Below are 13,584 nucleotides of genomic sequence, written 5' to 3' on the forward strand. Positions count from 1 at the left end.
TCCGCACTGTCACGGGTGTTCACGGGACGGCCGCTCGGCCGCCGAAACCAGGTGCGCGGCGGGACGACACAAGATCCTTCGCGACTGCCGACAGCACGGCGACGGCCTCCACCACGCAGTCCAGGCCGTCGCGGACCTGCACAACCTCGCCCCGGCCGCGTGATCAGCACAGCCGTAAGCGGGCCCTGACCTGCAAACTCACGGCCTTCTGCAACGCACTTTACGGACAGAACAGCATCTCGGCGCCGCCGGGCGTGACGGTGCGACCGGTGGCGCGGGAGGGATCCCCCACCACCGGCCAGGACGCCTTTCGACCGTCGGCACGCTCAGCGTGATCTGCAGAGTGGAGCAGCCTCCGGCGGCCTCTGCACACCTCCGACACCCGACCGAGACTCTGTCATGCCTGCCGCGGGTTCGGCTTCAGCACGGCGAACACCGCCTGGCCCGGGTCGGCCAGCCAGGCGATCCGGCCGACGTCCGGCACATCCGAGGCAGGCATGAGCACCGACCCGCCGTTCTCCTGCACCTTCGTCGCGATGACATCGGCGTCGGCCACGGCGAAGTACGGCACCCAGCGCGTCTCCTCGCCTTCGCCCTGGAGTGGGGCAACACCGCCGAAGGAGCCCTCCTGCTGGTCTCCGTCCTTGATGCTGAGCACCCGGTACGTCATCCCGGGTGCCTGCATCTCCTGGGAACGCCAGCCGAACAGCCCGGCGTAGAAGAGGATCGCCGCCTCCGGGTCCCCGACGTGCAGTTCCACCCACACCAGCGTGTTGTCCTCCGAGGCCTTCTCCAGGCCCTTCGTCCTCGCGGGCTGCCATACGGCGAACTGCGCACCCTGGGGATCGGTGAACTGGGCCATCCAGCCCTCACCCATGACGTCCATGGGCTCGACGCGCACGGCGCCCCCGCCGGCCACCACGTCGCGGGCGGTGGCCTGGATGTCGTCGCTCTGGAAGTACGTCGTCCAGGCCGAACCGGCGCCCTCCTCGCTCAGCGGTCCGACGGCTCCGACGGTCTTCCCGTCCTTCTGGAAGAACCCGTACCCGCCGGCGTCGGGCCCGGCGGACGCGAACTGCCACCCGAAGACGGCGCCGTAGAAGGCGGCGGCCGCGCCCGTGTCGGGGCTGCCGAGGTCGATCCAGTTGGGTGATCCGGTGCGGAAGTCGGTGCCGAGCATGCGTGTCCTCCTACGAAGTCCAGTGTCGAGACTCCGCCACGATGCCGCCCCCATGGACGGGGCTCGGTGCACCCGCCCGGAGACCCAGGGGGTTTCACCCGGGCGGGCGTCCCGCATCCGTCCGGACCCTGCGCAGGGCAGATGTCAGGAGACGAGCGACTTCCGCAGGCCGGGCTTCGACGCATCGGCCCATGCGGCCGGCAGTTCCCGTTCGCGCTCCCTGGCCACGCCCTGTTCCTGCCCGTAGAACAGGCCCCAGGTGAAACCGGGCTCCCCCGCGGCGTGCGCCGCCAGGGCCAGCTTCCGCAGGGCGTCCCGGGCCACGACGCTGTCCTGATGGTCCCCGAGCACCTTCTGTACGGCCTTCACACGCTTCCCGAGCCGTTTCGCCGGCTTGCCGAGCGAGGCACGCGCCGGTTCGGTGGCGTAGCGCGTCTTCTTGGCCGACTTGCGGGCCTCGTGGAGGGCCGTGTCGCGTTCCGGTCCGGGCGAGAGCTCCAGTGCGTGTGCCACCCGACCGGCCAACCGGTCGTACTCCTTGAAGATCCCCTTGGTCATCACCTTGTCCGGTTTGCGGGTGGCCTTGCGACGGAGAGGCGGCTGCTCGGTCAGCGCGGCCAGGGAATCCAGCAGAGCCAGATAGCGAGGTGTGTGCAGTGCCTCCAGGGTGCGCCGGCGCGCCTCGTCGGTGTTGGCGACGTTCCACGCCTTCAACCGGGCCGCGACAGGCCCGAGGACGAGCTCTCCGGGCAGGGCCTCGATATGCGAACCGAGCCGTTCCATGAGGACCTCCTGGTCGCGTTCCGCACCCAGCTCGCCGCCCAGCCACTTGAGGTCGTCGCGGATCGGATCGGTGACCTCACGATCCAGCACCGACCGGTAGGAACGCAGGATGCTGCGCAGTCGGCGGCAGGTGACGCGCATCTGGTGCACGGAGTCGGGCACGTCACGGCGCACCGCGGGATCCAGACGCACCAGGGCGTGCACCTGTTCGTCCACGTACCTGAGGACATCGTCGCCGGCCGAGCCGGGTACGACGGCCTCGGCACGGGAATCCGGCAGGCGCGGCCCGCCCACTCCTGTCTCCTCCAGGGCCCGGGCCAGCTTGGACGGATTGGCCGCACGGTCGATGCCGTTCTTGCGCAGCGTCTTGTCCACGACATCCAGAAGTGCCGGATCGGCGTCGTCGGCGAGCTCGACCTCCATCTCCGTCCAGGCAGCCAGTCTGGTCGTACCGCGCAGGGATTCGGCGCGGACCTCGTCGACGGTCAGCTCGGCGAGGACCGCGCCTTGGGAATCGACGAGGTGCCGCGTGGCGCGGGTGGACCTGATGCGGACGACCGGCGTCAGTTCTGCCCCGCGAGTACGGGAAAGGGCGAGGTCACGCAGGGTGTCCGGAATCGTCTCGGACAGCGGGGACTGCACCTCCTCCCGACTGTCCTGCGACAGGGGCAGCTTCAGGTGCCATCCGGCATCGGGCCCGCCCCTCCTGCGCCGTAGCGTGGCCGACGCGCCGGCCAGCCGCAGGTCCTCGGTGTCGTGGTACACCGCATCCAGCTCATCGGTGCCCTGCTCCACGACCGACACGATGCCGTCCACGCCGGTGAGCTCCGGGAGCCACGAGGTGTCATCGGCCGACGGAGCATCGTACTTTCGCTCTGTCTCACGCTTCGACTGGGTCATACCGGTCGCGTACACGCCTCAGCGCGGCTCAAACACAGGTGGGGCCCCCAAACAGGCCCTTGCCACCGAGCCACCCGTGCGGGCGGGGCAAATCCCTTGCCCTGCTCCCTGCATCCCCCTAGCGTGGTTTTGTGCCGCAAATAAACAAACCCCGAACGCACAACGTCGTGCCGGGCAGCAACAACACCGACCTCACCCGGCTCCGCATCGCTCTCACCGTCTTCTTCGCCCTCGACGGCTTCATCTTCGCCGGCTGGGTCGTCCGCATCCCGGCGATCAAGGAACAGACCGGCGCCTCCGCCAGCGCCCTCGGGCTCGCCCTGCTGGGTGTGTCCGCCGGCGCGGTGATCACGATGATGCTCACCGGACGCCTGTGCCGCCGCTACGGGAGCCACGCCGTCACCGTGATCTGCGGCATCCTGCTGTCGCTGAGTGTCGCCCTGCCGCCGCTGACCCACTCCGTGGTCGCACTGGGCGCCGTCCTCCTGGTCTTCGGCGCCGCCTACGGCGGCATCAACGTCGCCTTCAACAGCGCGGCAGTCGACCTCGTCGCCGCCCTGCGGCGGCCGGTCATGCCGAGCTTCCACGCCGCTTTCAGCCTGGGCGGCATGCTCGGTGCCGGGCTCGGCGGGATGGTCGCCGGGCAGCTCTCCCCCACCCGGCATCTCCTCGGCCTGACCTTCGTCGGGCTTGTCGTGACGGCCGTGGCGGGACGTTCGCTGCTGCGTCAGCAGCCACCGAAGCCGCCCGTGCCCGCAGCCGGAGCCGGAACCGGGCAGGACGGTCCACACCGCCTCGACGGTCGTCGCCGCGGGCTTGTTGCCGTCTTCGGGCTGATCGCCCTGTGCACGGCATACGGTGAGGGGGCCATGGCCGACTGGGGTGCACTGCACCTCGAACAGGACCTGGGCGCCTCCGCCGGAGCCGCGGCCCTGGGGTACTCCTGTTTCGCGCTCGCCATGACCGTCGGCCGGCTGATGGGAACAACCCTGCTCGAACGTCTCGGCCGTACCCGCACCGTGATCGCGGGCGGCACGACCGCCGCACTCGGCATGCTGGCCGGCTCCCTGGCGCCCTCGCTGTGGTTGGCTCTGATCGGCTTCGCCGTCACGGGACTTGGCCTCGCCAACCTCTTCCCGGTCGCCGTCGAACGCGCCGGGATGCTCGCCGGCCCGAGCGGTGTCGCGACCGCCTCCACCCTCGGTTACGGCGGCATGCTCCTCGGCCCGCCCGCGATCGGTTTCATGGCCGACTGGTTCTCCCTGCCCACCGCCCTCACCAGCGTCGCGGTGCTGGCAGCGATCGCCGCGCTCGTCGGGCTGGTGACGCGCCGTGCGACCACCGGATGACCCGGCCCGGCGCGCGCCGCACTCTCAGCTCAGAGGTGGGGCCCCGTCCAGAGCAGATCGCGTGCCACCCGGTCCATGGACGACGTGCCGGTCAGGCGCATCGCCTCGGCGAGCTCGCCGGTGAGTTCGTCGAGCAACCGGGCGACTCCGGCGTCCCCGGCGACCGTCAGTGCCCACAGCACCGGCCGTCCGACGAACACCGCGCGGGCGCCGAGCGCGAGAGCGGCCAGGATGTGCGTGCCACGGCGCAGCCCGCCGTCGACGTAGACCTCCGTGCCGGTGCCGGCCACCGCCTCGACGACTTCCGGGAGCGCCCAGGCGGTCGGCACCAGCCCGTCCAGCTGCCGGCCGCCGTGGTTGGAGACCAGCAGGCCCGAGGCCCCGGCTGCCGCGAACTCGCGCGCGTCGTCGCCGCGTAGCACGCCTTTGACCACGACGGGCAGCCCTGTCTGCTCGCGCAGCCAGCCGATCACGTGCGGGGTGAGGTCGGGCGCGTGCTCGGCCGCCTCCCGGGCGGGGATGCCGGTGATGTTGCCGTAAAGGTCCTCCGGTCCGACGAAGTCCGCCACATGGGCTCCGGGCCTACCGTGCGAGCCGATGACCGGGGTGTCGACCGTGAGCACGACCGCCCGGGCTCCGGCGGACTTGGCCCGCTCCAGCACCTCCACGGTCAAGGACCGGTCCCGAGCCACATAGACCTGCACCCACCACGGTGCCCCACTCGCCCGCAGGGCGGAGAAGGGGATCGCCGTGTTGGAGGTGACCGCCAGCAGCGATCCGGCGCGGGCAACACCGCGCGCGGTGGCCGCCTCGCCCTCCGCATCCGCGCGGCGCTGCAGGGTACTCGGGGCGACAAGGACGGGCGTGCCGACCGGTGTGCCCAGCACTGTGGTCGAGGTGTCGCAGACGGAGACGTCGCGCAGCACATGGGGCCGCAGTCGCAGCCGGTCCCAACTGGTGGCCGCCTCGGCCGCGCTGAGGCCCTGACCGGCGCCTCTGCGGAAGTAGCCGTAGATCTCAGGTGGCAGAGCGCGGGCGGCCTGTTCCTCCAGTCCGTCGGTCCAGCGGCCGATCTCCGTCACAACGCCCCCCGAATCACGGCCCACGGAGGGCGCAGGTGGCGCCCACCTTAAGCGGTCGCCTTGGGCAGTCACCCGATGGGCCGGTCGGCGGGGTGCCTTCCCGGGGTACCAGGAAAGCGACAAAGCAACGCACCAAGAAACGCAAGTAAGCCCTTGGGGAAGGGGAGAGTCCCATGCCACAGCGCCTGCCGGCACCGTGGGGCCGCCGGACCGCGCCTCCGCTCGCGTTCGCTTCGGCCGCCGCCGTCCTTCTCGCCGCGTGCAGCTCCGGTGGCGATGCGGACGGTGGGGACAAGGGGGGACCGCCCGCGATAGTCGTGCAGCCCGACGCCGGCAGTGCGAAGGTGCCGGTCGGGCGGAAGGTGACGGTGCACGCGCGGGGCGGATCCCTGATCTCCGTCGAGGTCGGTTCCCCCGGCCCGGGCCGGATCTCCGGCACCTGGTCCGAGGACAGGTCCGTGTGGACCTCGACCACGCCGCTCGCCCCGGGCGCCACCTACACGGTGAAGGCGCACGGCAAGGCGGACGGCGGGTCGGCTCTCGACAGGACCGCCTCCTTCACCACCGAGACGCCGAAGAACGCCTTCGTCGGCGAGTACCACCCCGACAGGGGCACGACGGTCGGCATCGCCATGCCGGTCTCGATCACCTTCAACAAGCCGATCCGCGACAAGGCGGCGGTCGAGCGGAAGCTCCAGGTCACCGCCTCCCCCGCAGTCCAGGGCGCCTGGAGCTGGATGCGGGACCGCGACGGCAAGGACCGTATCGACTACCGCCCGGCGAACTACTGGCAGCCGGGCACCCGTGTCACGCTGCGCATGGACCTGGCAGGCGTGAACGCGGGCAACGGGCTCTACGGCACCCAGGAACGCGTCGTGAGCTTCCGCATCGGGGACGCCGTGACCAGCACGGTGAACGTCACGACGAAAACGATGACGGTGAGGAAGAACGGGCGGACGCTGCGGACCCTGAAGGTCTCCAGCGGCAAGAAGGGCTACGAGACCTGGAACGGCACCATGGTCGTCCTGGGCAAGGTGCCGACCATCCGCATGAACTCCTCGACCGTGCGGATCTTCGGCCCCGAGGCGTACGACCTGGGCGCGGTCAAGTGGGACGTCCAGCTCACCCCGTCCGGCACCTACGTGCACGCGGCACCCTGGAACGCGGGCAAGTTCGGCGTGGTCAACGGCAGCCACGGCTGCATCGGCATGAGCACCGCCGACGCGCAGTGGTTCTACGGCCGGGTCCACCTCGGCGACCCGGTCACGGTCGTCCACTCCGTCGACACCGTGGCGACCAACAACGGCTACGGCGACTGGAACGTCCCCTGGGCCACCTGGAAGAAGGGCAGCGCTCTCAACTAGAACCCTGCTGTGAAACCTGGCGGCGGCCCGCTGCTGTCGGGCGGGTTCCGCGGGATGCTGTGTTCGGTACGAGCGGGTCGGGAGGTGCTGGGATGCGGTGGTGGTCCGGGGTGTGGATGATCGCCGGGATGGTCGTCCTGGCGGCGTGCGGCACATCGGCGGGCGGCGGATCCACGGGACCGGCGTCGCCGTCCGGGAGCGGCTCGGCGCGACCGTCCTCCACCGCACCGACGGGCGCGCCCGCGTCCCCTTCCGGAGGGAGCCCGAGCACGTCGGCCACGGCACCCTCGACTCCGGCACGCCACTGCGCCGCCGGACATACGGAGATCAGCGTCGCCCCCGGTGACGCGGTCGAGCAGCGGCTGTGCGTGCGGCCGGGGACTGTGGTGTCCCTGGTCCTGCGGCCCCGGGCGGACGACAAGCGGTGGAAGGCCGTGCACACTTCCGCACCGGCCCTCGTCCTGGCCTCCGGATGGCGGCTGGACGCCGACGGAACGGCCCACGCCGCACTGCGGTGCGCCGGCACCCGCGGCGGCGAGGCCGAGGTCACCGCGCTGGCGAAGGTCCCGGACGTGGCGGGCGCGGCACGCGCTGTCTTCACGCTGCACGTGAGCGTGGTGCCGTACACCACGCAGGGATGAGTCCGAAGCGACAACTCCTGTGAAAGAGCGCCCAAACACTCGACAGGGCTGTAGTAACCGGCGGTAACTTCTGTCACGCTCACGCCGAAACCGCTTTCCCTCCACAGGAGACACACCCCATGCGCAGACTCCTCGCCTGCCTGGCGGCGGCCACCGCCGTCCTCGGCGGGCTCACCGCCGCCGCGCCCTCCGCGGCGGCGGCCGACTCGGGCAGCTTCAACGTCCTCAGCTACAACGTGGCCGGCCTGCCCGCGGCGGTCAACAGCGCGCCGACGCCCCGCGAGTCCAGCACCACGGCGATCGGGCAGCGGATAGCCCCGTACGACATCGTCCACGTCGAGGAGGACTTCAACTACCACTCCTACCTCTACGCCGCCGACACCGCGCACGCCTATCGCACCCCCACCAGCGGCGGCGCGGGCATCGGCAGCGGCCTCAACACCCTGTCGAAAATCCCCTATGACACGGACGACTTCGAGCGCGTCCACTGGAACTCCTGCCAGGTCGACTCCGGTGACTGCCTGACCCCCAAGGGCTTCACCTTCATGCGCGAGCGCCTCGCCGAGGGCGTCTACGTCGACTTCTACAACCTGCACACCAACGCGGGCACCAACGACGGCGACGAGGCCTCCCGCGCCGACAACCTCAACCAGCTCACCGCCTTCATCAACACCCACTCCGCGGGCAACGCCGTCGTGGTCATGGGTGACACCAACACCCGCTACACCCGCTCGGCCGACACCATCGCCGAGTTCGCGGCGGCCAACGGACTCACCGACGCCTGGGTGCAGCTGATACGGGGCGGCACCCCGCCGGCGAAGGGCAGCGACGCCCTGGTCTGCGACCAGTCCGGGGCGACCGTGCCCAACACCTGCGAGGTCGTCGACAAGGTCCTCTACCGCAGCAGCAGGCTCGTCTCGCTCAACGCGACCTCGTACAACAACGAGCACGCCAAGTTCCTCACCGACGACGGGAAGATGCTCTCCGACCACGACCCGATCACCGTCGGCTTCAACTGGTCGCGCAACTCGGCCTACCAGTTCAGCGACCAGTTCGGCGGCCCGCACCGCGACTACTACAACGACATCAACAGCGTGCCCGCCGGCGCCCGCGCCACCACCGTTGCGTTGCGCTCCGGCTCCCGGGTCGACCAGATGAGCCTCAGCCTCGCGAACGGCACCACGCTCACGCACGGCGGGACGGGCGGCACCGCGTCCTCCCTCACCCTCGGCAGCGGCGAGTACGTCACCGCCGCCTCCCTCTGCCAGGGCGTGAAGGACGACCACACGCGGATCTTCTACGCCAAGTTCACGACCAACCTGGGCCGCACCCTCGCCGGCGGCACCACGACCTCCGACTGCGTGACCCGCACCGCCCCCTCCGGCTGGCAGATCGCGGGCTTCCACGGGCGCACGGGCGACGAAGTCGACAAGGTGGGCTTCATCTACACCCAGCGATAAGGCAGTTGACGCACACTCAGGGGCGGCTTCACGCCGGCCGCCCCTGAGCAGGGCCCTCTCGGAGTCGGCCTCGGGTCCGGTCAGGCCTGCTCGGTGGGCCGTACGAGGAGCTCGGCCACGGCGACATGGCGAGGGCGGGTGACGATGTAGCCGACGGTGTCGGCGATGTCCTGGCTCTGCAGCCGCTCGATGTCGCCCAGGGCGGCGACGATGTGCTGCTGGATGACGTCCGGGTTGTGCGTGCGCAGTTCGGTGTCGACGCTTCCCGGTTCGACGACGGACACGCGGACGTGACGGCCGGCCAGTTCCTGGCGCAGAGCCTCACTGAACGCGCCGACGCCGAACTTGGTGGCGCTGTACACGGCGGACATGGCGTAGGCGTTGCGGCCGGCCAGCGAGCCGATGTTGACGATGTCGGCGACCCGCCGCGGCTCCTCGGCCGCGGCCTTGACCAGGTGCGGGACGGCCGCATGCGCCGTGTACATCAGGCCCATCAGATTGATGTCGATCATGCGCCGCCAGTCGTTCAGGTCCGCGGCGGGGGCGGGCCCGAGGAGCATGAGACCGGCATTGTTGACCAGGGTGTCCAGGCGGCCCAGGTTCTCGACGGTCCGATCGACCGCCTCCGCGGCGGCCTCGGCCGTGGTGATGTCGGCAGGCACCACCAGGGCCTTGCCGTCGGCCTTGGAGATCTCGGTGGCGAGCTCGGTGAGCCGGTCCTCGCGCCGGCCGACCAGGGCCACGGCCGCGCCCTCGCGGGCCAGCTCCAGGGCGGTGGCACGGCCGATGCCGCTGGAGGCCCCGGTGACCAGGGCGACGGTTCCTTCAAGACGACGAGTCATCGTTCAAGCCTTTCGATACACAGCACGGCCGCCCTTGCTGCGGGCCGTGCGGGACAGGGGGGTACGGTCCTGCTGATGGAGGGCCGTACGGGGGTGGAGGCCGCTCAGGGCCGGGCCGCGGGCACAATGGCCGAGTGAGCATCACTGGGCAGAAGACGACCGACACCGCACGTCACGGCACCGGGGCCGAAAAGGACCTGCCGCCTCGCGAACGCCTGGTGCGGGCCGCGTCGCGGCTGTTCTACTACGAGGGCGTGCGCGCGATCGGCGTGGAGCGGCTGATCGCCGAGGCCGGAGTGACCAAGGCGACCTTCTACCGGCACTTCGCCGCCAAGGACGACCTGGTCGTGGCCTATCTGCAGACCAAGGACGCCTACTACCGGCAAGTGGCCGAGCCGCTGGCCGCCGCGCACCCGCCCGCCGAGGCGATCGACCTGATCTTCGAGGCGATCGCCGAGCACGCCCGCGAGCGCGGCTTTCGCGGATCGCCGTTCATGAACGCGGCCGCCGAGTACCCGGACGCCGACCACCCGGTCCGCGCCCTGGTGACCTCCCACCGGGACTGGATCCGCGGCCTCTTCCGGGAGCAGCTGACCCGGCTCGGCCACGCCGATCCTGCATCGGCCGCCGGTGCGCTGCTGATGCTGTACGACGGCGCGATGGCCGCCGGCTACCTCGACGACCAGGCCGCCGCCCACAAGACCCTGCTGGACGCCGTCCGGCTGATCCGGTCGGAAGGCTGATCCTGCCTCCGTGGAGGCCGCCCTTCCTCTGGAACGCATTGGCTTCATGGAGCTCTTTCATCCCTGTTCGACTTGCCGGAGAAACGCCGAAAGGCCCCCGCCAGGGAGGTAGGAAGACCGGTCGGTCTACCTGGCGACAATAGCCCCGCCGACGCGCTCGCGCCAGCGGGGGGCTCGTTTGTGGGGTGCCTCACCGACCGTCGGCGGCAGGCATTCGCCCTCAGGCGAACACCGACAACAGCAGCGCCATGACCAGCCCCAGAACGACTCCTTCACCAGCAAGAACCCGGCATGGTTGACGCGGTTGAGGCCGAGGGATGCGGCGCCGATCACCACCTTCCGCCGCCAAGCAGGCGATCAGAGCGGTCGACGAGCCGCGGCCCGACCTGGTCCTGCTGGACCTGTATCTGCCGGACATGTTCGGCCTGGAGGTCATCCAACCGCCGGCCGCCCGGAACGCCGTTACAGCCGGCGGGCGTAGCCGCCCGCTCTTGTCTTCGACCGCACTCCATCAGGCACACTCGCCCCATGGAGACAGCCGAGTTCGTGGAGATCCTGGAGCGGGAGGGCAGATTGCTGGCCGCGGCCGCCGAGGAGGCCGGGACCGGTGCCAAGGTGCCGACCTGCCCGGACTGGCAGGTGAGGGACCTGGTGCGGCACATCGGGATGGTGCACCGGTGGGCGGCCGCCTTCGTCGCCGAGGGGCACACGTCCTATCACCCCGACGGCGGGCTGCCCGACCTCGACGGCGACGAACTGCTGGCCTGGTTCCGCGACGGGCACCGGTATCTCGTCGACACCCTCGCCTCCGCCCCGCCCGACGTGCAGTGCTGGCACTTCCTGCCGGCGCCGTCACCGCTCGCGTTCTGGAGCCGGCGGCAGGCGCACGAGACCACCGTGCACCGGATCGACGCGGAGTCGGCGAGGGGCGGAGTGCCGAGCGGGATCGACCCCGCCTTCGCGGCGGACGGTATCGACGAGTTGCTGCGCGGCTTCCACGCCCGTCCCAGGAGCAAGGTCCGCAGCGACGAGCCCCGGGTGCTGCGGGTACGGGCGACGGACAGGGACGGCGCGGTGTGGACCGTACGGCTGTCTCAGCAGCCGCCGGTGGCCGTGCGGGACGCGGCGGGCGATGCCGACTGCGAAGTGGCCGGGCCCGCCGCACAGTTGCACTCGGCGCTGTGGAACCGGCTGCCGTTCCCGTCCGTGACCGGGGACAGCGCGGTCGCCGCGCTGTGGCACGAGAAGTCGGCCGTCACCTGGAGCTGAGGTCGCCCGCCAGCATCCGGGCCAGCACGGCACGCTGCACCGGCAGTACCTCGCCGTGCAGCGTGCGCCCCTTCGCCGTGAGGGCCACGCGGACACCCCGCCGGTCCTCCGCGCACATGGCGCGCTCGACGAGGCCGTCCTTCTCCAGCCGGGCGATCAGCCGCGACAGCGCGCTCTGACTGAGATGGACCCGCTCGGAGATCTCCTGCACGCGGTAGTTGCACGAGTCGCCGGACAGCACATCCAGCACCTCGAAGTCGCTGGCACACAGGCCGTGTTGATGCAGTGCGCGGTCGAGTTCGCACTGGGTGCGGGCATGCAGGGCGAGCATGTCCCGCCACTGGTCCACGAGCGCCTGTTCGGCCTTCTTCGCCACCATCCGCGCACCGTAGCAGAGGCACCGTTTTTTTGCATCGGAATTAAATGCATTTGCATTCGATGCATGCGCATGTAGTGTCTGTGTCCATGACCTCTCCGCTCTCCACCCCTGCGGCCCCGTCCTCGGCCGCTCGCTGGACTCCCCGGCTGTGGGGCACCCTGCTGGTGCTGTGCGCCGCGATGTTCCTGGACGCGCTCGATGTGTCGATGGTCGGCGTCGCGCTGCCGTCCATCGGCTCCGACCTCGATCTGTCCACCTCGGCGCTGCAATGGATCGTCAGCGGCTACATCCTGGGCTACGGCGGTCTGCTGCTGCTCGGCGGACGCACCGCCGACCTGCTCGGCAGGCGCCAGGTCTTCCTGATCGCCCTGGGCGTGTTCGCGCTCGCCTCACTGCTCGGCGGGCTCGTCGACTCGGGTCCGCTGCTGATCGCCAGCCGCTTCATCAAGGGCCTGAGCGCCGCCTTCACCGCGCCCGCCGGCCTGTCCATCATCACCACGACCTTCGCCGAGGGCCCGCTGCGCAACCGGGCCCTGTCCATCTACACCACCTGCGCGGCCACCGGTTTCTCGATGGGTCTGGTGCTCTCCGGCCTGCTCACCGAGGCCAGCTGGCGCCTGACCATGCTGCTGCCCGCGCCGATCGCCCTGATCGCCCTGGTGGCGGGCCTGAAGCTGCTGCCGCGCAGCGAACGCGAGAAGGACCACAACGGCTACGACATCCCCGGCGCCGTCATCGGCACCGCCTCGATGCTGCTGCTCGTCTTCACCGTCGTACAGGCACCGCAGGTCGGCTGGGCGTCGGCCCGCACGCTGCTGTCCTTCCTGGCCGTCGCCGTACTGCTGACCGTGTTCGTACTCGTCGAACGGCGCTCGGCGGGTCCGCTGATCCGGCTCGGCGTGCTCCGTTCCGGCAGCCAGATCCGCGCCCAGCTCGGCGCGATGGCCTTCTTCGGGTCCTACGTAGGCTTCCAGTTCTTGGTCACCCTGTACATGCAGTCGCTGCTCGGCTGGTCGGCGCTGCACACGGCGCTCGCCTTCCTGCCGGCCGGCGCGCTGGTGGCGGTGTCCTCGACGAAGGTCGGCTCGATCGTCGACCGGTTCGGCACCCAGCGGCTGATCGCGGCGGGCTTCGCGCTGATGGTCGTCGGGTACGCGCTGTTCTTGCGCGTGAGCCTCGACCCCGTGTACGCCGCCGTCATCCTGCCGTCGATGCTGCTGATCGGCGCGGCCTGCGCGCTGGTCTTCCCCTCGCTCAACATCCAGGCCACCAACGGTGTCGAGGACCACGAGCAGGGCATGGTCTCCGGTCTGCTGAACACCTCGGTGCAGGTGGGCGGCGCGATCTTCCTGGCCGTCGTGACCGCGGTGGTGACCGCCGGAGCCCCCGAACACGCCACCCCGCAGGCCGTGCTGGACAGCTACCGGCCCGGGCTGGTGGTGGTGACGGGCATCGCCGTCGCCGGGCTGCTGATCACGCTCACGGGTCTGCGGACGCAACGTACGCAGCAGTCCGTCGTGGTCGCCAAGTCCACCTCGCTGGAGGCGGAGCGCGTACCGGTGCGCGACTAGGCGCTCCGCGGGCTGCATTCG

12 protein-coding genes and 1 pseudogene are annotated in these 13,584 nt (G+C 70.5%); 8 read left to right on the forward strand and 5 right to left on the reverse strand.

What is annotated here, in order from left to right; all coding sequences use genetic code 11:
* Positions 1 to 67 precede the first annotated feature (67 nt).
* Positions 68 to 163: pseudogene (locus IH68_RS57890) on the forward strand (IS5/IS1182 family transposase); the annotation flags it as partial.
* A 234-nt stretch (positions 164 to 397) separates the two neighbouring features.
* Here the strand turns inward: IH68_RS57890 and IH68_RS0108650 are convergent.
* The gene (locus tag IH68_RS0108650) at positions 398 to 1,180 is read right to left on the reverse strand and encodes a VOC family protein (RefSeq protein ID WP_030930937.1); all 783 of its coding nucleotides are present in this window, start codon (positions 1,178 to 1,180) and stop codon (positions 398 to 400) included.
* A gap of 144 nt (positions 1,181 to 1,324) precedes the next feature.
* The gene (locus IH68_RS0108655; protein WP_030930940.1) at positions 1,325 to 2,863 is read right to left on the reverse strand and encodes a CYTH and CHAD domain-containing protein; all 1,539 of its coding nucleotides are present in this window, start codon (positions 2,861 to 2,863) and stop codon (positions 1,325 to 1,327) included.
* Between the two features lie 167 nt (positions 2,864 to 3,030).
* Here IH68_RS0108655 and IH68_RS0108660 point away from each other — a divergent pair, with 167 nt between their 5' ends.
* Complete coding sequence (locus IH68_RS0108660) at positions 3,031 to 4,212, forward strand: MFS transporter (RefSeq protein ID WP_030930945.1); 1,182 nt, start codon at positions 3,031 to 3,033, stop codon at positions 4,210 to 4,212.
* Positions 4,213 to 4,241: 29 nt separating this feature from the next.
* Here the strand turns inward: IH68_RS0108660 and IH68_RS0108665 are convergent, their stop codons facing one another.
* Positions 4,242 to 5,294: an alpha-hydroxy acid oxidase gene (locus tag IH68_RS0108665; RefSeq protein ID WP_030930948.1), complete on the reverse strand. Its 1,053-nt coding sequence runs from the start codon at positions 5,292 to 5,294 to the stop codon at positions 4,242 to 4,244.
* Positions 5,295 to 5,467: 173 nt separating this feature from the next.
* Here IH68_RS0108665 and IH68_RS0108670 point away from each other — a divergent pair, with 173 nt between their 5' ends.
* From IH68_RS0108670 to IH68_RS0108680, 3 genes are all read left to right on the forward strand, one after another.
* Complete coding sequence (locus tag IH68_RS0108670) at positions 5,468 to 6,658, forward strand: L,D-transpeptidase (RefSeq protein WP_051833303.1); 1,191 nt, start codon at positions 5,468 to 5,470, stop codon at positions 6,656 to 6,658.
* A 92-nt stretch (positions 6,659 to 6,750) separates the two neighbouring features.
* Complete coding sequence (locus IH68_RS57895; RefSeq protein ID WP_234341279.1) at positions 6,751 to 7,299, forward strand: hypothetical protein; 549 nt, start codon at positions 6,751 to 6,753, stop codon at positions 7,297 to 7,299.
* 119 nt (positions 7,300 to 7,418) lie between these two features.
* The gene (locus IH68_RS0108680) at positions 7,419 to 8,759 is read left to right on the forward strand and encodes a jacalin-like lectin (RefSeq protein WP_030930957.1); all 1,341 of its coding nucleotides are present in this window, start codon (positions 7,419 to 7,421) and stop codon (positions 8,757 to 8,759) included.
* 80 nt (positions 8,760 to 8,839) lie between these two features.
* Here IH68_RS0108680 and IH68_RS0108685 read toward each other — a convergent pair whose 3' ends face one another.
* Positions 8,840 to 9,601, reverse strand: a complete 762-nt coding sequence (locus IH68_RS0108685; protein WP_030930960.1) for an SDR family NAD(P)-dependent oxidoreductase — start codon at positions 9,599 to 9,601, stop codon at positions 8,840 to 8,842.
* A 134-nt stretch (positions 9,602 to 9,735) separates the two neighbouring features.
* Here IH68_RS0108685 and IH68_RS0108690 point away from each other — a divergent pair, with 134 nt between their 5' ends.
* Together IH68_RS0108690 and IH68_RS0108695 are read left to right on the forward strand one after the other, a co-directional pair.
* Complete coding sequence (locus IH68_RS0108690) at positions 9,736 to 10,344, forward strand: TetR/AcrR family transcriptional regulator (protein ID WP_078912373.1); 609 nt, start codon at positions 9,736 to 9,738, stop codon at positions 10,342 to 10,344.
* Positions 10,345 to 10,872: 528 nt separating this feature from the next.
* Entirely contained in the window at positions 10,873 to 11,613 is a 741-nt protein-coding gene (locus IH68_RS0108695) for a maleylpyruvate isomerase family mycothiol-dependent enzyme (RefSeq protein ID WP_030930966.1), read from the forward strand.
* Here the strand turns inward: IH68_RS0108695 and IH68_RS0108700 are convergent.
* Positions 11,600 to 11,992, reverse strand: coding sequence for a MarR family winged helix-turn-helix transcriptional regulator (locus IH68_RS0108700; RefSeq protein ID WP_030930969.1), 393 nt, complete (start codon positions 11,990 to 11,992; stop codon positions 11,600 to 11,602). The two genes, IH68_RS0108695 and IH68_RS0108700, sit on opposite strands and share 14 nt — an antisense overlap.
* An 86-nt stretch (positions 11,993 to 12,078) precedes the next feature.
* On the opposite strand from IH68_RS0108700, the gene IH68_RS0108705 reads away from it, so the two are divergent.
* Positions 12,079 to 13,563 (forward strand): MFS transporter, encoded by a 1,485-nt coding sequence (locus IH68_RS0108705; protein WP_030930972.1) that lies wholly within the window; start codon positions 12,079 to 12,081, stop codon positions 13,561 to 13,563.
* The last annotated feature ends 21 nt before the right edge of the window (positions 13,564 to 13,584 follow it).

This window comes from Streptomyces sp. NRRL S-646 (assembly GCF_000720765.1).
In the GTDB taxonomy this organism is placed as follows: domain Bacteria; phylum Actinomycetota; class Actinomycetes; order Streptomycetales; family Streptomycetaceae; genus Streptomyces.